Below are 20,383 nucleotides of genomic sequence, written 5' to 3' on the forward strand. Positions count from 1 at the left end.
CCGGCCGCCGCGCCGCCCTTTAGGCTGGGCCATGCCGCACGACACCAGCCTGATCGGAACCATCGTCGCCGGGCTCGGCGTGGCGTTCCTGATGGGTGCGCTCGCGCATCGGCTGCGCGTCGCGCCGATCGTCGGCTATCTGCTCGCCGGGGTGATCGTCGGACCGTTCACGCCGGGAAGCGTTGCCGACACCGGACTGGCGCTTCAATTGGCCGAGATCGGCGTGATCCTGCTGATGTTCGGGGTCGGACTGCATTTCTCGCTCAAGGACCTGCTCGCGGTGCGCGGGATCGCGGTGCCCGGGGCGATCGTCCAGATCGCGGTCGCCAGCGCGCTCGGCATCGCGCTGGGCCTGTGGCTCGGCTGGCCGTTCGCCGGCAGCGCGATCTTCGGCCTCGCGCTGTCGGTCGCGAGCACCGTGGTGCTGCTGCGCGCGATGCAGGCGCAGGACCTGATCGAGACCGAAAGGGGGCGGATCGCGGTCGGCTGGCTGATCGTCGAGGATCTGGCGATGGTGCTGGCGCTGGTGCTGCTCCCCGCGATGCTCGGCTCGCGCGGCGACGAGGCGAACGCGATGGGGCTGCTGCGCTCGACCGCGATCGTGTTGCTCAAGGTGACGGGCTTCGTCGCGCTGATGCTCGTGTTCGGGCGGCGGGTGCTGCCCGCGGTGCTGCACTGGGTCGCGCATTCGGGGTCGCGCGAGCTGTTCCGGCTGTCGGTGCTGGCGATCGCGCTGGGCGTCGCCTTCGGCGCGGCGGTGATCTTCGACGTATCCTTCGCGCTCGGCGCCTTCTTCGCCGGGATGATCCTGGGCGAAACGCAGCTTTCGCGCCGCGCGGCGGAGGAGACGCTGCCGCTGCGCGACGCCTTCGCGGTTCTGTTCTTCGTGTCGGTGGGCATGTTGTTCGACCCCCGCGTGATCCTCGAACAGCCGGGACCGCTAATCGCCACCGTCGCGATCATCATGGTCGGCAAGTCGGCGGCGGCGTGGGGGATCGTGCGTGCCTTCGGCCATTCGAACCAGACCGCGCTGACCATCGCCGCCAGCCTCGCGCAGATCGGCGAATTCTCCTTCATCCTCGCCTCGCTCGGCGTCGGGCTGAAAGTCATGCCCGACGCGGCGCGCGACCTGATCCTCGCGGGATCGATCCTCTCGATCCTCTTCAACCCGCTCGTCTTCACGCTCGCGATCCGGTGGACGCGCGGCGAGGAAGCGGAGGCGCCGCCCGATGCCCCCGATTCGCCCCCGCCCGAACGCGAGGCGGCGCGCACGGTGCTGATCGGCTACGGCCGCGTCGGCAGCCATATCGGCACGCTGCTGTGCGGGCGCGGCGAGGCGCTGACGGTGATCGAGGACCAGAAGGACCGCGCCGCGGCGGCCGTCGAGGCGGGGGCGATCGTGATCGTCGGCAACGCCGCGAGCGAGGGCGTGCTGCGCCAGGCGCGGATCGACACCGCCGCGACGCTGCTGATCGCGATCCCCGAGGGGGTCGAATCGGGCGCGATCGTGCGGCGCGCGCGCGCGATCAATCCGAAGCTACTGATCGTCGCGCGCGCGCATTCGGACGAAGAGGTCGATGATCTCGTGCGCCGCGGCGCCGATCATGTCGTGATGGCCGAACGCGAAACCGCCGCGCGGATGGCCGAGCGGGCGCTGCGCGCGCGCGGATAGGAGGCGGGAGCCGAATCGCGCCTTCGCGCGTTGATCGGTCGAAACATCAGTGGAGATCATGTCATGCTCAAGGCCGGGGTTTTCGCATTCGCCGCCGCCGCGCTGTCGCTGTCCGCCGCGCCGGCGCTCGCGCAGCAGGGCGCGCCCGACGAACCGACGCTCAAGAAGACCGGCGATTCGGTCACCGAGCCCTTCGACGGCAAGGAGGCGCCGGAGAAATTGAAGGCCATTCAGGACAACCCCTATTCGCTCGCCGGTCTGGGCAAATGCGCGGCGATCATCCGCGAGGTTAAGGAATTGAACGCCGTCCTCGGCCCCGACGTCAACGAGCGCGTCGACAAGAGCCTGGCAAAGAAGCGCGAGGAAACCGCCGGCCGCGTCGCGGGCACCGTCGCCGGCTCGGTCATCCCCTTCGGCGGACTGATCGGCGAGGTGACGGGCGCCAATGCCGAACGGCGGCGCTATGCCGAGGCGGTCTATGCCGGCACCGTCCGGCGCGGCTTCCTGAAAGGCGTCGGCCTTCAGCGCGGTTGCAAGGCGCCGGCGCGGCCCTAGGATCGGGGGAGGGGGGAACATGCACGTTCAGGATATCCGTCCGTTCCGCGTCGCGGTCCCGCAGGCCGCGATCGACGACCTGCGGGACCGGCTCGCGCGCACGCGCTGGCCGGAGAAGGAGACCGTCGCCGATTGGGACCAGGGCGTTCCGCTCGCCTATGCGCAGGAGCTTGCCGCCTGGTGGCGTGATCATCACGACTGGCGCGGGGTCGAGGCACGGCTCAACGCGTTGCCCAATTTCCTCGCGACGATCGACGGGCTCGACATTCATTTCCTGCATGTCCGGTCGGCCAATCCCGCCGCGCGGCCGCTGGTCCTGACGCACGGCTGGCCGGGGTCGGTGCTCGAATTCCTCGACGTCGTCGAACCGCTGTCGGCCGACTATCATCTCGTGATCCCGTCGCTGCCCGGCTACGGCTTTTCGGGCAAGCCCGATGTCGCGGAATGGGATGTCGAGCGGATCGCCGCCGCGTGGGACGCGCTGATGCGCGCCCTCGGCTACGAGCGTTATTTCGCGCAGGGCGGCGACTGGGGCAGCGCGGTGACCTGCGCGCTCGGCATGCATCATGCGGACCATTGCGCCGGCATCCACGTCAACATGGTCGTCGGCCAGCCCGATCCCGCGACGATGGCCGACCTCACCGATGCGGAGAAACGCTATCTCGCGCGCTTCGGCTGGTATCGCGACAAGGACAATGGCTATGCGACCCAGCAGGGGACGCGGCCGCAGACGATCGGCTACGCGCTCACCGATTCGCCCGTCGGGCAGATGGCGTGGATCGTCGAGAAATTCCACGGCTGGACCGATTGCGGGCACCGGCCGGGCGAGCAGTCGGTCGGCGGCCATCCCGAAAAGGCGCTGTCGCGCGAAGCGATGCTCGACACGGTCAGCCTCTATTGGTTCACCGCGAGCGCGGCCTCTTCGGCGCGGCTCTACTGGCACAGCTTCCGCAGCTTCGCGGCGGGCGCGATCGACGTGCCGACCGGGTGCAGCCTGTTCCCGAACGAGATCATGCGCCTGTCGCGCCGCTGGGCCGAGGGGCGCTACCGAAACATCGTCTACTGGAACGAACTCGACCGCGGCGGTCATTTCGCGGCGTGGGAACAGCCGGGCCTGTTCGTCGCCGAGCTTCGCGCCGCCTTCGCCCTGATGACGCTCTGATGCACCTTTCGGAAGAGGCATCACCCTTTCTGCCGTTCGTTCTGAGCTTGTCGAAGCACCGTCCTTCTTCTTGCGTCCCCGAAAGAAAGGACGGCCCCCTTCGACTGCCTTGCAGGCGCTCAGGACAGGCTTCGACAAGCTCAGGGCAAACGGTTCAGATTTAACGCACGATGCTTTGAGGGGCGGTGGAGCGCCGCGGCGGCGGCTACAGCGGCGCGGTGAAGGACAGCATCAGCCCGGCGAGCGCCGCCGACATCAGGTTCGACAGGCTGCCCGCAAGCAGCGCCTTCAGGCCCAGCCGCGCGATCATCGGGCGCTGGTTCGGGGCGAGGCCGCCGGTCACCGCCATCTGGATCGCGATCGAGCTGAAGTTGGCGAAGCCGCACAGCGCGAAGGTCGCGATCGCCACCGAGGTCGCCGACAGCCCGCCCTGTATCTTGCCGAGGTCGATGAAGGCGACGAATTCGTTGAGCACGACCTTGGTGCCGAACAGCCCGCCCACCGACGCGCTCTCGTCCCACGGCACCCCCATCAGCCACATTACCGGGCGGAAGATCGCGCCGATGATTGCCTGGAACGACAGGTCGGGTTGGCCGAACCAGCCGCCGACCCCCGCGAGCAGCCCGTTCGCCAGCGCGACCAGCGCGACGAAGGCGAGCACCATCGCGCCGACCGCGACCGCCAGCCGGACGCCGGTCTGCGCGCCCTGCGCCGCCGCCATGATGATGTTCGCGGGCTTCTCCTCGTCATGGCTCGCCTCGGGCATGATCACGGGTTCGATGCCGATGTCCCTGGGGTCGTCGGGCATCATGATCTTCGCCATCAGGATGCCGCCGGGCGCCGACATGAAGCTCGCGGCGAGCAGATAGGGCAGCAGCTGCTCGCCGATCATGCTCGCATAGGCGCCGAGGATCGTCCCCGCGACCCCCGCCATCCCCACGGTCATCACCGTGAAGAGCTGCGACGGCGTCAGCCCGGCCAGATAGGGGCGGATGACCAGCGGGCTTTCGCTCTGCCCGACGAAGATGTTCGCGGCGGCGCCCAGGCTCTCGACCTTGGTGATGCCCGTCACCTTCTGGATTGCGCCGCCGACCCATTTGATCACGAGCTGCATGATGCCGAGATAATAGAGGATCGAGATCAGCGATGCGAAGAAGATGATCACCGGCAGCGCGGCGATGGCGAAACTGTTCGCGCCCATTTCGGGCGAGGCGAGCGGCCCGAAGATGAAGTCGGTGCCCGCCTTCGCATAGCCGAGCAGGTTGGAAACGCCGTTCGACATCGCCTGGATCACCGCGCGCCCCCACGGCGTGCCGATCACCAGCAGCGCGAACCCCGCCTGCAGCAGGAAGGCGGGGACGACGACGCGCAGGCGGATCCAGCGGCGGTTCGAGGAAAAGAGCACGGCGATCGCGAGCAATGCGACGATGCCGAGCAGACCGATCAGGCGTTCCATGGATAGAGTGCGTCCCCCGCAAGGTTGTTTCGCCTGTCTAGCGGGCTTTGGCGGCGGGGCAAGGGGCGCGCGCCGAGCCGTGTTTCTCGGCCTTCCCTGTCCTGGCAAAACCGACTATCGGGCGGCATGACCGATACCACATCGACGGCGTTGCCGCGCACGTTGTCCCCATCGCTGTTCCTGTTCTCAATCCTCTACGGCGGGATGGTGGTGCTGGCGGGCGTGCTCGGGAACAAGCAGGTGGCGCTGGGAAGCTGGCTGGCGGTCGAGGCCGGAATATTCGCCTTCCTGCTGCTGGTCGCCCTGTCGAGCGCGGTGTCCGAACTGCACGGACAATCGGTCGCCAATCGGCTGGTGCTGTGGGGGTTCGTCCCGCTGGTGCTGTCGATCATGCTGACGGCGCTGGTGCTCGCGCTTCCCGCGTCGCCCGAAATGCAGCCCGAACGGCTGGCGGCGTTCGACATGATCCTGGGGCAGAGCCCGCGCCTGATGGCGGCGGGCATCGTCGCCTACGGGACGTCGCAATTCCTGAACGTCACCATCTTTTCCCGGCTGCGCGGCAGCGTCGGGACAGGCACGTCGACGTGGCTGGCGATCCGCGGCGCGATCGCCAGCGCGCTCAGCCAGATCGTCGACACGCTGCTGTTTGTCACCATTGCCTTTTACGGCGTGTTTCCGATCGCGAACCTGATGGGCGGCCAGATGCTCGCCAAGGTCGCGCTGTCGGTGCTCGTCATCCCGTTCGTGATCACCGGCCTTGTCGCTCTCGGCCGCAACCTCGATGCAAAGACCGCTGGATGATATCGATGACCGACCCTTCGAAAATGCCCGACCTGCTTGCCAAGGCTGAAACGCTCGTCGAGGCGCTGCCCTATCTGCAACGCTATGCCGGCCAGACCTTCGTCATCAAATATGGCGGCCATGCGATGGGCGATCCGGAGGCGCAGCGCGACTTCGCCGAGGATGTCGTGCTGCTGAAAGCCGTGGGGATCAACCCGGTGGTCGTCCATGGCGGCGGCCCGCAGATCGGCCGGATGCTGAAACAGCTCGGGATCGAATCGACCTTCGTCGGCGGGCTGCGCGTCACCGACGCCGCGACCGCGGAGGTCGCGGAAATGGTACTCGCGGGCAAGATCAACAAGGAGATCGTCGGCTGGATCGCCGGGCTCGGCGGCCGCGCGGTCGGCCTGTCGGGCAAGGACGCCAACCTCGTCCTCGCCGAAAAGGTGCGCCGGACCGAACCCGACCCCAATTCGGGGATCGAGCGCCATGTCGACCTGGGCTTCGTCGGCGAGCCGGTGGCGGTCGATCCGACGATCCTGACCAATCTGGCGAACGACAATTTCATCCCGGTGGTGGCGCCGGTCGCGCTCGGCGCCGACGGTGCGACCTACAACATCAACGCCGACACCATGGCGGGGGCGATCGCCGGCGCGCTCGGTGCGAAACGCTTCTTCCTGCTCACCGATGTCGCCGGGGTGCTGGGCAAGGACGGCGCGCTGCTCACCGATCTCGACCGCGGCGGGATCGAGGCGCTGAAGGCCGATGCGACGATCACCGGCGGCATGATCCCGAAGGTCGACACCTGCCTGGCGGCGGTCGACGCAGGGGTCGAGGCGGCGGTCATCCTCGACGGCCGCATCCCGCACGCGATGCTGCTCGAAATTTTCACCGCAAGGGGTGCGGGCACGCTCATTCACCGCTAAGAAAGCGGACCAACGCCTCTAGACGGAGACCCTGCCTTGCTTCTCATGCTCCTCCAGATCGTCGACATCCTGCTGACGGTCCTGTGGTGGTTCATCATCGCGCAGGCGGTGATGTCGTGGCTGATCGCCTTCAATGTGATCAACACGCACAATGATTTCGTCGGCCAGCTGTGGATGGTGCTCGACCGGATCACCGAACCGCTCTACCGGCCCTTCCGCCGCATCATGCCCGATTTCGGGGGCATCGACCTGACGCCGATGCTGGTGCTGATCCTGATCATCATCCTGCAGGGACCGGTGCTCGGCTACCTCGCGCGCTTCGCCTACACCAACGGGCTCGCGTGATGGGGGCGGGGGCGCACATCATCGACGGCAAGGCGTTCGCGGCGGGCCTGCGGGCCCGGATCGCAGAAGCGGTGCCGGCGTTCCGCGCCGCGACCGGGCGCGCGCCCGGACTGGCGGTCGTGCTCGTCGGCGACGATCCGGCGAGCGCGGTCTATGTCGGCTCGAAGGGCAAGGCGACGGTCGCCGCGGGCATGGAAAGCTTCGAGCACCGCCTGCCCGCCGATGCGACGCAGGAAGAGGTCGAGGCGCTGCTCGCCTCGCTCAACGCCGACGACGCGGTCGACGGCATCCTGCTCCAGCTTCCGCTGCCCGGCCATCTCGACGAGCAGCGCGCGGTGGCGACGATCGATCCCGACAAGGACGTCGACGGGCTGACCCCGGTCAGCGCCGGGCGCCTCGCGCTCGGCATAGCCGGCATGGTGCCGTGCACGCCCTATGGCTGTCTGCTGCTGCTGCAGGACCGGCTCGGCGACCTCAGCGGCAAGGATGCGGTCGTCGTCGGCCGCTCGATCCTGGTCGGCAAGCCGATGGCGGCGCTGCTGCTCGGCGCCAACTGCACCGTCACCGTCGCGCACAGCCGCACGAAGGACCTGCCCGCGCTCGTCCGCCGCGCCGACATCGTGGTCGCGGCGGTCGGGCGGCCGGAGATGGTGCGCGGCGACTGGATCAAGCCCGGCGCGGTGGTCATCGACGTCGGCATCAACCGCCTGCCGCCCGCCGACGGCGCGGCGAAGGGCCGGCTGGTCGGCGACGTCGCCTATGCCGAGGCGGCCGCCGTCGCCGACGCGATAACCCCGGTGCCGGGCGGCGTCGGTCCGATGACCATCGCCTGCCTGCTCCGCAACACGCTGGTCGCGGCGCACCGCCGCGCCGGCCTCGCCGATCCGGAGGGATTCTGATGCGGCGGCTCTGGCTCGCGGGCGCCGCGGTCGCGCTGCTCGGCGCCTGCGCCGGGCCGGGGTCCGACATGCGGAACCGGCCGCTCGCGCCCAATCCGAGCGGCTTCGTCGCCGCCGAACTGGCCTTCGCGCGGCTTGCGCAGGACAAGGGGCAATGGACGGCGTTCCGCGAGACCTCGGCGCCCGATGCGGTGATGTTCGTGCCGGAGCGGGTCAATGCGAAGGCCTGGCTCAAGGGGCGCGCCGACCCGCCGGCGTCGGTCCGCTGGCAACCGCACGCGGTCTTTTCGAGCTGCGACGGCAGCGCCGGCGCGACGACCGGGGCGTGGCAGCAGCCCGACGGCAGCACCGGCTATTACACCACCGTCTGGCTGCGCGACCCGTTGAAGGGCGAACTGCGCTGGGTGCTCGACCATGGCGACGGGCTGGCGGCGCCGCGCGAAGCGCCCGAGTTCATCGCATCGAAGCAGGCGGCGTGCGGCGCCCGCCCGGCGGTGGGGATCGCGGCCGGCGGTGAGGGCGACGATACCACGGTCGGCCTGTCGCGCGACCAGACGATGAGCTGGGCCTCGACCGTCCGGCCGGACAAGTCGCGGCGCGTCACCATCCGCCTCTGGGACGGCGAGGCGATGGTGCCCGTCGTCGACGACGTGGTCGCGGCGCCCGGCGCGGCGGCATGATCGACCTCTTCATCTCCGCCTTCGTCACGCTGTTCGTGGTGATCGACCCGCCCGGCTGCGCGCCGATCTATGCCAGCCTGACGACCGGCGCGGGCGCGGCGCAGCGGCGCTCGATGGCGTTCCGCGCGGTCGCGATCGCGGGCTGCATCCTGATCTTCTTCGCGATGTTCGGCGAGGCGCTGCTCAGCTTCCTGCACATCGACCTCGACAGTTTCCGCATCGCCGGCGGGATCATGCTGTTCATCATCGCCATCGACATGGTGTTCGAGAAACGCACCGAACGACGCGAACAACGCGCCGAGAAAGTGAAGGCCGCGGCCGAGGTCGACGATGTGTCGGTGTTCCCGATGGCGATGCCGATGCTTGCGGGTCCCGGCTCGATCGCATCGGTGATGCTGCTCGTCGCGCAGAACAACGGGCTCGACCGCGCGCTGGTGATCTTTGCCGCGCTGCTGCTCGTGCTGCTGCTGACGCTGGCGGCGCTGCTGATGGCGGGGCCGATGATGCGGCTGATCGGCAACAAGGGCGAGGCGGTGATCACGCGCCTTCTCGGCGTGCTGCTCGCCGCGCTTGCCGCGCAGTTCGTGATCGACGGGCTGAAGGCGAGCTTCCCGACGCTGGCCTGACGCAGGCCCCGCCCGGCATCCCGAAGCGCGGGAGGCCGGACGGGGGAGCGTGGCTTACCGCGCGGCGTTGACGTCGTTCTGCGTCACCGGCGCGATGCGGATTTCGACGCGGCGGTTGCACTGATAATCGGCCTCGCTGCGTTCGGGCGCGCATTTGAGCTGCGATTCGCCATAGCCGATCGTCGCCATGCGCGCGCGGTTGACGCCCCGGCCGGCGAGATAGTCGGCGACCGACGAGGCGCGCCGTTCGGACAGGCCCTGGTTGTAGCTGTCGCTGCCGGTCGAATCGGTGTGGCCGTAGACGTCGATATAGGTGCTGGGATATTCGGAGAGCGTCGAGGCGACGCTGTCGAGCGCACTGCGGAACTGCGATTTCACGACCGCGCTGTTATAGTCGAAGGTCACGTCGCCGGGCATGTTGAGGACGAGCTGGTCGCCCTGGCGCTCGACGTCGATGCCGGTGCCAGCGGTGCGTTCGCGCAGCTTCTTTTCCTGCTGGTCCATGTAATAGCCCGCGCCCGCACCCGCCACGGCGCCGATGCCGGCGCCGACGATCTTTTCGGTGCGGTCGCGCTTGCCGCCGATGAGGTCACCGAGCAGGTAGCCGCCGAGCGCGCCGCCGACGCCGCCGATCGCGGCCTTGGAAATGCGCTGCTGCCCGGTCTCCGGATCGGTCACGCAGCCGGTGAGCATCAGCGCGCCGACGGCGGTAAACATGGTGAGCTTGATCGTCCTGTTCTTCATGGGTCGCTCCCTTTCATGGGCGCCGCCGGCTGGTCTTGCGGCGGCCGCCCTCCATGGCGATAACATATGGCCGCGCATCTGGTTCCAGAATCTTGCTGAACGGCGGCTGAGCCGGCCGGTGGAGCATATTGTTGTGCAACGCGGCGGCTTTGCCGTATAGGGGCGCCATGACCGATCCTTGCAGGGGCCAGGCGCCGGAGCGCCCGTTGCCCGTCCCATGACGCCCTTCCCCTGGTCGGACGTCGCCATCATCGCGATCCTCGTCCTGCTCAACGGCGTTTTCGCCATGTCCGAACTGGCCATCGTGTCGTCGCGCGACCCGCGGCTGCAAGCAGCCGAGAAAAGGGGAAGCAACGGCGCGCGGATCGCGCGTCAGCTCGCCGCCGATCCGGGCCGCTTCCTGTCGACGGTGCAGGTCGGCATCACGCTGATCGGCGTTCTGACCGGCGCCTATTCGGGCGCCAGCCTGGGACAGCCGGTCGCCGACCGGCTGGCGGCGCTGTTCGGAATCGACCCGCAGACGGCGCTGAGCGCGGCCTTTGCCATCGTCATCGCGCTGACCACCTATGCCTCGCTGATCGCCGGCGAACTGGTGCCCAAGCAGTTCGCGCTGCGCTCGCCCGAGCGCGTCGCGATCATCGTCGCGCCCTTCATGTACTGGCTGTCGCGCATCGCCGCGCCGCTGGTCTGGCTGCTCGACACCAGTTCGAGTCTCGTCTTTCGCCTGCTTGGCCTCAACCGCGAATCGGAGGATCGGGTGACGGCGGAGGAATTGCACCTGATCGTCGCCGAGGCATCGAAATCGGGGGTGATCGAGGAAAGCGAGCGCGCGATCATCTCGGGTGTCGTGCGGCTGGCCGACCGGCCGGTGCGCGAGGTGATGACGCCGCGCAAGGACGTCGACTGGATCGACGTCGCCGCCGACGCCGCCGCGGTGCGCGCCAAGCTGCTCGAAACGCCGCACACGCGGCTGCCGGTGGCGCGCGGATCGGTCGACGACATCGTCGGCGTCGTCCAGGCGCGCGACATCGCCGCCGCGCTGTTCCGCGGCGAGACGCTCGCGCTCGAGACGCTGACCCGCCATGCGAGCGTCATCCATGATCAGATCGACGCGATGGACGCGCTGGAAGGCCTGCGTGCGGCCGACGTGCCGATGCTGCTCGTCCACGACGAATATGGGCATTTCGAGGGGCTGGTGACCCCCGCCGACCTGCTGTCAGCGATCGCCGGCGAATTCGCGTCCGACCAGGATATCGGCAGCGAGCCCTTCGTCGTCGAGCGTGACGACGGCAGCCTGCTGATCGCCGGATCGATGCCCGCCGACCAGATGGCCGAGCGGCTGGGGATCGAACTCGACGACGACCGCGACTATGCGACCGCCGCCGGTCATGCGCTCGCAGTGCTCAAGCGCCTGCCTGAGGAGGGCGAGCATTTCACCGACAGGGGCTGGCGTTTCGAGATCGTCGACATGGACGGGCGCAAGATCGACAAGCTGCTGGTCAGCGAAATCCGCAAGCCGCGGGAGGACGAAGGCGAGTGACGCCGTGCTTTCGTAGCTCCTAAAGCGACAAAAGAGACGGACGTGCGCCGTCATTCCGTCTCCGTTGTCGCCTTGGCGGGACAGGGCCGCTTTGCTTCGCCGCGCAAGGCGGCATGGATAACCGCCATGTCGGGCCGCCGCTGACGTCGATCGCTCCGCCCTTGAGAACGCGAACGGTCGCAACGCCGTTGAGCGCGCGATCCATAGCGATGCTATACTGATGCGTGCGCCCCATCGAAATCGCGCGATCCCATGCGGCGGCAAAGCTGGCCGCACCGGAGCGGTTACGGAGGCGATAGGCCGACGCGCGGCCCATCCCGACGGCCTTTGCGGCCTTTCCCACCAAACCCATGGCTTCGAGCGCGCGAATGAAATGCGCCTGCGTTTCGGGCGTCCAGCCATCGGCACGCTGCCGCCGCGAGGGCGCGGGAGTGAAGGCGAGGCAGCTGTCGGCAAGCAGCCGCCGCGGCGAGGCCGGTGTGATGCGTTCCATCCGGCAGTTTGGACCACGGCGGAACAATGTAGGAAAGGATTGTTTTCGAAAGGTGGCGGCTTTGGGACGGCTTCCCGATATCCCCCTTCTTCGTCATCCCCGCGAAAGCGGGGATCGAGAGCATTCGTCAGCCGACTGTCCCGGATTCCCGCTTTCGCGGGAATGACGATGTGAAAAACGGGATGGCGCCTTTCGGCTGCGTCCCGGCTGCTACAGTTCGCCGCCGAGCGCCCCATATTTCGCCTCGAACCCGGCCTTGTCGCGGCGCGCGAGGTAGGAGGCCTGGTCGACCCAGTTGTCGCGGACGATGCGGCCCTGGAAGGTGCCGAGTTGCGGGTCGATGGCGGCGATGTCGGCTTCGGTCCATGCCGCGATCTGGTCGAAGCGCGTGATGCCGAGGTCGTTCAGCAGCGTCGCAAGCTTGGGGCCGACGCCCTTCAGCAGCCGCAGATTGTCGCCGGCTGCCGCTGGCTGGGCGGGCGGCGGCGGGGCTTCGACTGGAGCTGGAGCCGGGAGCGGCGCTTCGGCGGCCGGGGCGGGCGGCGGGGGCGGTGCGGGGGGGATGGGGGCCGGAGCCGGCTCGACGGGCTTGAAGCGCGCGGGCTCGGCGGCGACGATGTCGGGCTTCGTCGGTTCGAGCGGTTTGCGCGGCTCGGCGGGCGCGACGGTCGGCGGCGCGGCCTCTTCGGCTTTCGATCGCCCGAACAGCCCCCAGAGAAGCGCGATCGCGACGACGAGCCCGACGACCGCGATGATCCAGTTTTCCTGTAGCCACGTCATGATGATCTCCCTGCTTTGCCGTCAGTTTATGCGGCGGCGCGCGGCGCGTCCAGTGCCGCGCCATCGCGGTCGGGCTGGGTCCCCGCGCAGGCGGGGACCCAGAGCGGCATAATACCACGCAGGCTTTTCGTCGTTCTGGGCTCCCGCCTGCGCGGGAGCACAAGGCTGTTTTTTCAGGCGATTCCGCCCTTAGCGCGCCTCGCGCGCGACTTCGCGCCAGCCGATGTCGCGGCGGCAGAAGCCGCTGGGGAAATCGAGCCGGTCGACCGCGGCATAGGCGCGCGCCTGCGCCTCGGTGACGCTGTGGCCGGTCGCGGTGACGCTGAGCACGCGGCCGCCGGCGGCGACGATCGCTCCGTCGGTGCGTGCGGTGCCGGCGTGGAAGACGCGCACGCCGCCCGCCTCCGCATCGGCGATGCCGCGGATGGCGCCGCCCTTTTCGGGGGTGCCGGGATAGCCGTTCGTGGCCATGATCACCGTCAGCGCATAGTCTCCAGAAAAGGCCGGCGGCGGCGTGTCGGCGAGGCCGCCGGTCGCGGCGGCGTGGAGCAATCCGGCGAAATCGCCGAGAAAGCGCATCATCAGCACCTGGCATTCGGGGTCGCCGAAGCGGCAGTTATATTCGATGAGCTGCGGCCCCGTGTCGCTTAGCATCAGCCCGGCGAACAGCACGCCGACATAGGGGGTGCCGTCGGCGGCGAGCGCCGCGACTGTCGGGCGGACGATGCGGTCCATCACCTGCGCCTCGAGATCGGGGGTCAGCACCGGCGCGGGGCTGTAGGCGCCCATGCCGCCGGTGTTGGGGCCGGTGTCGCCGTTGCCGACGCGCTTGTGGTCCTGCGCGCTGCCGAAGGCGATGACGTCGGTGCCGTCGGACAGCGCGAAGAAGCTCGCCTCCTCACCGGTCAGATAGTCTTCGAGGACGACCTCCGCCCCCGCGCCGCCGAAAGCCCCGGCGAACATGTCCTCGATCGCCGCCTCTGCCTCGGCGCGCGTCGCGGCGATGATCACGCCCTTGCCCGCGGCGAGGCCGTCGGCCTTGATGACGACGGGAATCGAAAAGCCGTCGAGCAGCGCCAGCGCCTCCTCGGCCGAGGTGGCGCGGGCGTAGGCGGCAGTGGGGATGCCGGCGCGCGCACACAAATCCTTGGTGAAGCCCTTCGACCCTTCGAGCCGCGCCGCGGCGGCCGAGGGGCCGAAGACCGCGACGCCGATCGCGCGCAACCGGTCGGCGAGGCCGGCGACGAGCGGCGCCTCCGGGCCGACGACGACGAAGTCGACGGCGTGCGTCCTGACGAAGGCGACGAGGCCGTCGAGGTCGTCGGCGGGAATCGGCACGCATTCGGCGTGCGCCTCTATCCCCGGGTTGCCGGGGGCGGCATAGAGCTTGGCGCAGCTTGGCGATTGTGCCAGTTGCCAGCTCAGCGCATGTTCGCGGCCCCCCGACCCAATGAGCAGGATATTCATGGCAGTCCCTTTTCCCGATCCGGCGTCCGACAGCGAAGCGCCCGCGCGGCTGTTAGCCGAGGCAGGCGCGCGCGACAATGCGTCCGCGGCATCCGGGGCGTCTGGCGCGCCCGCGATGACGGTCAGCCAGTTGTCGGCGGCGATCAAGCGCGCGGTCGAGGATGGATTCGGCCGCGTCCGCGTTCGCGGCGAGCTGTCGGGCACCAAGCGCGCGGCGTCGGGGCATTTCTATGCCTGCCTGAAGGACGACAATGCGCTGATCGACATGGTGATGTGGAAGGGGCAGGCGGGCCGCCTCGCCTTCCGGCCCGAGGACGGGATCGAGGTGATCGCGACCGGCAAGCTCACCACCTATCCCGGCCGCTCCAAATATCAGCTCGTCGTCGAATCGCTCGAGGTCGCGGGCGAGGGTGCGCTGATGCTGCTGTTCGAGAAGCTGAAGGCGCGGCTCGGCGCCGAGGGGCTGTTCGACCGCGAGCGCAAATATGACCGGCTGCCCTTCCTGCCGCGCACGATCGGGGTCGTGACATCGCCGACCGGCGCGGTTATCCGCGACATCCTGCATCGCCTCGCCGACCGCTGTCCGACGCATGTGATCGTCTGGCCGGTGCTGGTGCAGGGCGAGGGTGCGGCGGCGCAGGTCGCGGCCGCGATCCGCGGCTTCGACGCGCTGGAACCCGGCGGTCCGATACCGCGCCCCGATCTCGTCATCGTCGCGCGCGGCGGCGGCTCGATCGAGGATCTGTGGGCGTTCAACGAGGAGGTCGTGGTGCGCGCGATCGCCGATTGCCGCATCCCGACGATCAGCGCGGTGGGGCACGAGACCGACGTGACGCTCGCCGACTATGCCGCCGACGTGCGCGCCCCGACCCCGACCGCAGCGGCCGAGATGGCGGTGCCGGTGCGTGCCGAGCTGATGACGCAGCTGGCGACGTGGCGCGGTCGGATGCTCGGCGCGGCGAATCGCCATCAGGGGCTGGCAGGCGAGCGACTCACCGCGCTGGCGCGGCACCTGCCGCGGCGCGAGGCGCTCTATGCGCCGCAGCGCCAGCGGCTCGACGATGCCGGGGACAGGCTCGACCGCTGTCAGCGCCACCGGCTCGCGGTCGTCGCCGAGCGGCTGACGAGCCGGTCGGCGGCGCTGCGTCCGGCGCTGCTGGCGCGGGCATGGGATCGCGACCGGGCGCGGCTGTCGGGGCTGGCGCGGCTGCTCGCCTCGCTCGACCCGCGCGCGCTGCTGTCGCGCGGCTATGCGATGGTGCGCGATGCCGGCGGGACGATCGTGACGACCGCGGCCGGCGCGCGCGCGGCGGGGCATCTGCGGCTCCAGTTCGCCGATGGCGAGGTGCCGGTGCAGGCGGCGGCCGATGGAACGCCGCCTACGCCCGCGCCGAAACCCGCCCGCAAGCCGCCGCTCGCTGCGCCCGGACGCGGGCAGGGCGAGCTGTTCTGACGGCGGCGGGGGTGGCCGCCGGGGGCGGAGCTGCTATAAGCTCTGCCATGATTTACGCTCGAACGGACATCGAATCATGCTGATCGCCAGCCGCAACCGCCTCGCCCGCCTGCAATACGGCCCGAACGGCTTTCGCACCCTGTCGCCCGGCGACCATGTGCTGTGCGCGGTCAGCGGCGCGCCGATCGGGCTCGACGAACTGCGCTACTGGTCGGTGGCGCGGCAGGAACCCTATGCGAGCGCCGCAATCGCGACGCGGGCGATGCTGGACGCGGTGCCCGGCGCATGACGGCACGCGGGGCGCGGCCCCGGGGGCCGGTCTTCCTGTCGCTGCTTGGCATGATCGTCGTCGCCGGCTGCGTTCCGGCAGCGGAGGACGCGCCGCCCGCCCCGCCGCCGCCGCCGCCCGCGCCCGAGGCGTCCGTCCCGACGCCGCCCGCGCCGCCGCCTGCTGTCGCAGGACCCGCCGATTTCCATTTTCGCGGTACCGCCATCCAGGGCGGTGCGCTGATCGGGCAAGCGCCCGGCGGCACGCGCGCGCTGGCGCTCGACGGCGAAGCGGTGGCGCTCGCCGCCGACGGGGCATTCCTGGTCGCCTTCGACCGCGAGGCGCCCGCGACCCAGCGCCTCGTCGCGACGCTGTCCGACGGGCGCCGGGTCGAACGGACGCTGGCGGTCGCGGCGGGGCAGTGGCGGATCGAGTATGTCAACGCGCCCTGGCGCGGCAGCGCGGCGAGCGACGCGGAGTTCGAGCGGCGACGCCCCGGCGAGCTGGCGCAGATTCGCGCGGCGCGCGCGGTGCAGGCCGATTCGGACGGCTGGCGCCAGACGTTCCGCTGGCCGGCGACCGGCCGCCTGTCGGGCTTCTTCGGGTCGCAGCGCGTCTATCAGGGCAAGCCGGGGAGCTATCACAGCGGCACCGACGTCGCGGTTCCCGCCGGTACCCCCTTCCGCGCCCCCGCCGACGGCGTCGTCGTGCTGGCGGCGGCGGTTCCCTTCACGCTCGAAGGCCATCTGCTCATCGTCGATCACGGCATGGGCCTCAACAGCGCCTTCCTGCATTGCCAGCGGCTCGACGTGGCGGTCGGCGACCGGGTGGCGCAGGGGCAGGTGCTGGGAACGGTGGGCCGGACCGGCCGCGCGACGGGGCCGCATCTGCACTGGGGCCTGATGTGGCGCGGCGCGCGGCTCGACCCCGGCACGCTCGCGGGTCCGATGCAGCGCTGACCAACGGGAGCCGGGCCGCAAAATCGTAACCGTTGAAACAAAATAACGCAAAGCGGCCGCCCCGGCGCATAGTGTTTCGCGGCGTCTCCGGGTTGTTGCAAATACGTCACAATCGCTGGCGAAACGGCAGAAAGCGCCGGGAATTTCCTTTACTCCAGATGAATGACCGGCCATCCCGCACGCTATCGGGGTGTCTATGCGGGGGCGTTGAATCGTCCACGCCGTGTATGCCCGGGTATCTCGATCCATCAGAGCAAGGGACTGCACTGTGAAGAAAACCCAATATTCGAAGCTGAAGCTGGGCGCTGCGCCGCTGGTGCTCGGCGTCGCCCTCGTTTCGGCTCCTGCCTATGCGCAGGACGAAGGCGCGACCAGCAGCTCGGAAATCGTCGTGACCGGCACGCTGATCCGCAACCCGAACCTGGAATCGGCCTCGCCCGTTACCGCCATCGGTGCGGATGAGATCGACATGCAGCAGGCGAACGTCGCCGAAGAACTGCTGCGCGAACTGCCCGGCGTCACGCCGTCGATCGGCTCGGCGGTCAACAACGGCAACGGCGGTGCGTCGTTCGTCAACCTGCGCAACCTCGGTTCGAACCGCAACGTCGTCCTGATCGACGGCGTCCGTCTGGTGCCGGCCGAACTGAATGGTCGCTTCGACCTCAACAACATTCCGCTGGCGTTGATCGAGCGCGTCGATGTGCTGACCGGCGGCGCTTCGACGACCTACGGCGCCGACGCCGTCTCGGGCGTCGTCAACTTCATCACGAAGCGCAACTTCGCGGGTATCGAAGCCAACATCTCGAACCAGATCACCGAGCGCGGCGACGGCCACACGCTACGCGCCGACGTGACGATCGGCGCGAACTTCGACGATGGTCGCGGCAACGCCGTGTTCAGCATCGGCTATCAGGAATCGGATCCCATCTATCAGGGCGGCCGCGAGCATGGCCTCTATGCCCTCAGCTCCAGTTCTGGTGGCGCGGGCGGCTCGGGCACCGCGGTTCCGTCGCGCTTTTCGCTTCCTGGGCAGGGTACGCGGCAAATCAACGCCGCCGGCACGGACTTCAATCCGGGCACCAGCTTTACGGCGTTCAACTTCAACCCGTACAACGTCTACCAGACGCCCTTCAAGCGGTTCAACATGTACGGCGCTGCCAACTATGAGATCAGCGATGCGCTTGAAGTCTATACGCGCGGCGTTTTCTCGAAGAATACCGTCAGCACGATCATCGCACCGTCGGGCGCGTTTGGTATCGGGGTCAATATTCCGCTGAACAACCCGTTCCTCAACGATACTTTGCGCACCACCTTTTGTGATGCGAACGGCATTGATGCGGCGACCTGCACTGCCGCCGCCGATCCGTCTCTGACGCCGGGCGATGCGGCCTATCGGACGGTGACGAGTTCGTTGTTCCGTCGTGCGACCGAAGTCGGTCCGCGTATCAGCGAATACACGACCAACTTCTTCGATTATCGGCTGGGTTTCCGTGGTGGTGTCACCGATACGATCAGCTGGGATGTCTTCGGCAGCTATGGCGAATCCGAAAATCTGCAGCAGATCGGCGGTTATACGCTGAACTCGCGGGTGCGCGACAGCTTCCTCGCGAACAACACGACAAGCTGTTTTGACGGCACGGCCGCAGGCTGCGTTCCGATCAACTGGTTCGGCGTGGAAGGCAACAGCAGCTGGACGCCCGAGGCGATCAGCTTCCTGAACGAGGTGTCGACGGTCCGCACCAAGACGTCGATGGCGCAGGCCCGCGCGATGCTCAGCGGTGATTTCGGCGTTGCCAGCCCGATGGCGTCAGACCCGATCTCTTTCGCGGTCGGCGGCGAATATCGCGAGTATAAGGCGTCGCAGGCGTCCGATACACTCGCGGCCGGCGGTGACCTCGGCGGTGCTGGCGGTGCCGCGCCGAACATCGATGGTGGCTTCAACGTCTATGAAGCGATCGGTGAACTCATCGTTCCGCTCGTCCAGGACAAGCCTTTCTTCGAGGATCTGACCATCGAAGGCGGCATCCGCTATTCGTCCTACAAGGTCGATGCGGTCGGCAGCCCGTCGTACAACACCACGACGTGGAAGGTCGGCGGCAGCTGGACCCCGATCAGCGATATCAAGTTCCGCGGCAACTATGCGCGGGCGGTTCGTGCGCCGAATATCGCCGAACTGTTCTCGCCGGTGAATACGGGACTGACCAACCTGCAGGACGACCCGTGCGCGACGCGCGACGATAACGGCAACATCATTCGGGCCAATCCGACCGGCGAACTGCGCGCTGTCTGTATTGCGCAGCTCGCGCCGGGCACGCCGGCCAGCACGGTGGACTTCATCGCCCAGCCGATTTCGGGCCAGGCCAACGCCACGGGCGGCGGTAACCTGAACCTCGGGCCGGAAATCGGCAAGACCTGGACGGTCGGCGTCGTGCTGCAGCCCAGCTTCGTTCCGAAGCTGTCGCTGTCGGTTGACTATTACCACATCAAGATCACGGGTGCGATCACGTCGCCGACCCCTGGTGACGCTATCTCGGCCTGCTTCGGTGCCGATCCCTCGTCGCCGGCGGCTGGTGCGTCGTCGACGGCCGCCTGTACGTCGATCCGTCGCGATCCGCTGACGGGTGGTTTGAATGGCGATCCGAACACGACACCGGGTCTGTTCCTGACGACGTCGAACCTCGGCACGCTGGAAACCAGCGGCATCGACGTCAACCTGAACTACTCGCGCGACGTGGGCTTCGCGAACCTCAGCTTTGCCGGCCAGTTGAACTGGACGGAGCAGTCGAAGTTCCAGTCGGCTCCGGGCAGCTATAATCGCGATTGCGTCGGCTATTTCTCGGCAAACTGCGGTCAGCCGATTCCCGAGTGGCAGTGGTCGCTTCGCACCTCGCTGGCGTTCGACGACTTCGACGTCTCGCTGCTGTGGCGCCACATCGGCAGCAGCAAGTATGAAGGTCTGGCCAGCGACTACGCGGACCGTGGCTTCGATGACAACTCGCGCGAGATCTTCGAGGGCGCGCTGGGCGCCGGCACGGGCACCCTGTCCGGCAAGCAGGTTAACTTCAATCGTATCAAGGCATATGATTATTTCGACCTGACGACGCGGTTCAACGTTCTCGAGAATCTGACCGTGACGGTGGGCGTGCAGAACCTGTTCGACAAGAAGCCGCCGCTGGTTGGTGGTGAAGCGGGTTCGACGACCTACAACAGCGGCAACACCTTCCCGTCGACCTACGATTCGATCGGACGCCGTTACGTCGCCGCGGCTCGCGTCCGCTTCTAAGAGCGAATACGCGAAAAAATCGGGAGCGGGCAGTGATGCCCGCTCCCTTTTTTATGGGTGATCGCTGAAGAATGGCTCGAACGGTTTTACTCGAAAGGGAGGCACGGTTCTTCTGGGCGGCAACGCCATTCACGCCTTTCGCTATGTCAGGGAAATCGATTCGAAACGCCGCACGTGAGCGGGACAGCCGATCCATCTTCCCGATCCAAAGCCATATCGCCTTGGTCGGAGACCGTTTCGCCTTCCGGAACCCCGGCGAAAGCGAGGTTCCAGATAGCATGGTCCGCCTCGCGCG

The 20,383-nt window shown here is 68.3% G+C and carries 18 protein-coding genes; 14 read left to right on the forward strand and 4 right to left on the reverse strand.

Annotation, left to right across the window (positions count from 1 at the left end):
• Nucleotides 1–31 precede the first annotated feature (31 nt).
• The 3 genes from ABS88_RS06980 to ABS88_RS06990 all read left to right on the forward strand — a co-directional run bounded on the left by ABS88_RS06980 (nucleotide 32) and on the right by ABS88_RS06990 (nucleotide 3,389).
• Nucleotides 32–1,672, forward strand: a complete 1,641-nt coding sequence (locus ABS88_RS06980; protein ID WP_286749482.1) for a cation:proton antiporter domain-containing protein — start codon at nucleotides 32–34, stop codon at nucleotides 1,670–1,672.
• Nucleotides 1,673–1,735: 63 nt separating this feature from the next.
• Nucleotides 1,736–2,227 carry a hypothetical protein gene (locus ABS88_RS06985; RefSeq protein ID WP_286749483.1) on the forward strand — a complete coding sequence of 164 codons (492 nt, stop codon included), beginning with the start codon at nucleotides 1,736–1,738 and terminating at the stop codon, nucleotides 2,225–2,227.
• 19 nt (nucleotides 2,228–2,246) lie between these two features.
• The gene (locus ABS88_RS06990; RefSeq protein WP_286749484.1) at nucleotides 2,247–3,389 is read left to right on the forward strand and encodes an epoxide hydrolase family protein; all 1,143 of its coding nucleotides are present in this window, start codon (nucleotides 2,247–2,249) and stop codon (nucleotides 3,387–3,389) included.
• Between the two features lie 205 nt (nucleotides 3,390–3,594).
• Here the strand turns inward: ABS88_RS06990 and ABS88_RS06995 are convergent, their stop codons facing one another.
• Complete coding sequence (locus tag ABS88_RS06995) at nucleotides 3,595–4,845, reverse strand: NupC/NupG family nucleoside CNT transporter (protein ID WP_067107239.1); 1,251 nt, start codon at nucleotides 4,843–4,845, stop codon at nucleotides 3,595–3,597.
• A gap of 126 nt (nucleotides 4,846–4,971) precedes the next feature.
• Between ABS88_RS06995 and ABS88_RS07000 the strand changes: the two genes are divergently transcribed.
• The 6 genes from ABS88_RS07000 to ABS88_RS07025 are packed head-to-tail and all read left to right on the forward strand — an operon-like array spanning nucleotide 4,972 to nucleotide 9,101.
• Complete coding sequence (locus tag ABS88_RS07000) at nucleotides 4,972–5,646, forward strand: queuosine precursor transporter (RefSeq protein WP_067107241.1); 675 nt, start codon at nucleotides 4,972–4,974, stop codon at nucleotides 5,644–5,646.
• Nucleotides 5,643–6,551, forward strand: a complete 909-nt coding sequence (argB, locus tag ABS88_RS07005) for an acetylglutamate kinase (protein WP_404950385.1) — start codon at nucleotides 5,643–5,645, stop codon at nucleotides 6,549–6,551. Before ABS88_RS07000 ends, argB begins: the two co-directional genes overlap by 4 nt.
• A gap of 45 nt (nucleotides 6,552–6,596) precedes the next feature.
• Nucleotides 6,597–6,896 (forward strand): YggT family protein, encoded by a 300-nt coding sequence (locus ABS88_RS07010; protein WP_067107243.1) that lies wholly within the window; start codon nucleotides 6,597–6,599, stop codon nucleotides 6,894–6,896.
• Nucleotides 6,896–7,795, forward strand: a complete 900-nt coding sequence (gene folD / locus ABS88_RS07015; RefSeq protein WP_286749518.1) for a bifunctional methylenetetrahydrofolate dehydrogenase/methenyltetrahydrofolate cyclohydrolase FolD — start codon at nucleotides 6,896–6,898, stop codon at nucleotides 7,793–7,795. Before ABS88_RS07010 ends, folD begins: the two co-directional genes overlap by 1 nt.
• The gene (locus ABS88_RS07020; RefSeq protein ID WP_286749485.1) at nucleotides 7,795–8,475 is read left to right on the forward strand and encodes a hypothetical protein; all 681 of its coding nucleotides are present in this window, start codon (nucleotides 7,795–7,797) and stop codon (nucleotides 8,473–8,475) included. Before folD ends, ABS88_RS07020 begins: the two co-directional genes overlap by 1 nt.
• A complete protein-coding gene (locus ABS88_RS07025) occupies nucleotides 8,472–9,101 on the forward strand; it encodes a MarC family protein (protein WP_067107249.1) in 630 nt (209 codons plus the stop codon). Before ABS88_RS07020 ends, ABS88_RS07025 begins: the two co-directional genes overlap by 4 nt.
• A gap of 54 nt (nucleotides 9,102–9,155) precedes the next feature.
• Here ABS88_RS07025 and ABS88_RS07030 read toward each other — a convergent pair whose 3' ends face one another.
• Complete coding sequence (locus ABS88_RS07030; protein WP_067107252.1) at nucleotides 9,156–9,845, reverse strand: YiaD family glycine zipper/OmpA-like lipoprotein; 690 nt, start codon at nucleotides 9,843–9,845, stop codon at nucleotides 9,156–9,158.
• 217 nt (nucleotides 9,846–10,062) lie between these two features.
• Here ABS88_RS07030 and ABS88_RS07035 point away from each other — a divergent pair, with 217 nt between their 5' ends.
• The gene (locus ABS88_RS07035) at nucleotides 10,063–11,385 is read left to right on the forward strand and encodes a hemolysin family protein (protein ID WP_076077286.1); all 1,323 of its coding nucleotides are present in this window, start codon (nucleotides 10,063–10,065) and stop codon (nucleotides 11,383–11,385) included.
• A gap of 703 nt (nucleotides 11,386–12,088) precedes the next feature.
• Here the strand turns inward: ABS88_RS07035 and ABS88_RS07040 are convergent.
• Both ABS88_RS07040 and purD read right to left on the reverse strand, forming a co-directional pair.
• A complete protein-coding gene (locus ABS88_RS07040; protein WP_286749486.1) occupies nucleotides 12,089–12,658 on the reverse strand; it encodes a helix-hairpin-helix domain-containing protein in 570 nt (189 codons plus the stop codon).
• A 189-nt stretch (nucleotides 12,659–12,847) separates the two neighbouring features.
• A complete protein-coding gene (gene purD / locus ABS88_RS07045; protein WP_286749487.1) occupies nucleotides 12,848–14,125 on the reverse strand; it encodes a phosphoribosylamine--glycine ligase in 1,278 nt (425 codons plus the stop codon).
• Between purD and xseA the strand changes: the two genes are divergently transcribed.
• The 4 genes from xseA to ABS88_RS07065 all read left to right on the forward strand — a co-directional run bounded on the left by xseA (nucleotide 14,124) and on the right by ABS88_RS07065 (nucleotide 20,088).
• Nucleotides 14,124–15,578 carry an exodeoxyribonuclease VII large subunit gene (xseA, locus tag ABS88_RS07050; RefSeq protein ID WP_286749488.1) on the forward strand — a complete coding sequence of 485 codons (1,455 nt, stop codon included), beginning with the start codon at nucleotides 14,124–14,126 and terminating at the stop codon, nucleotides 15,576–15,578. The genes purD and xseA overlap by 2 nt on opposite strands.
• A gap of 76 nt (nucleotides 15,579–15,654) precedes the next feature.
• Nucleotides 15,655–15,867 carry a DUF2093 domain-containing protein gene (locus ABS88_RS07055; RefSeq protein ID WP_067107269.1) on the forward strand — a complete coding sequence of 71 codons (213 nt, stop codon included), beginning with the start codon at nucleotides 15,655–15,657 and terminating at the stop codon, nucleotides 15,865–15,867.
• Nucleotides 15,864–16,805, forward strand: coding sequence for a M23 family metallopeptidase (locus tag ABS88_RS07060; protein ID WP_286749489.1), 942 nt, complete (start codon nucleotides 15,864–15,866; stop codon nucleotides 16,803–16,805). Before ABS88_RS07055 ends, ABS88_RS07060 begins: the two co-directional genes overlap by 4 nt.
• A gap of 268 nt (nucleotides 16,806–17,073) precedes the next feature.
• Nucleotides 17,074–20,088, forward strand: coding sequence for a TonB-dependent receptor (locus tag ABS88_RS07065; protein WP_475283704.1), 3,015 nt, complete (start codon nucleotides 17,074–17,076; stop codon nucleotides 20,086–20,088).
• Nucleotides 20,089–20,383: the final 295 nt, after the last annotated feature.

The organism is Sphingopyxis sp. SCN 67-31 (assembly GCF_001725095.1).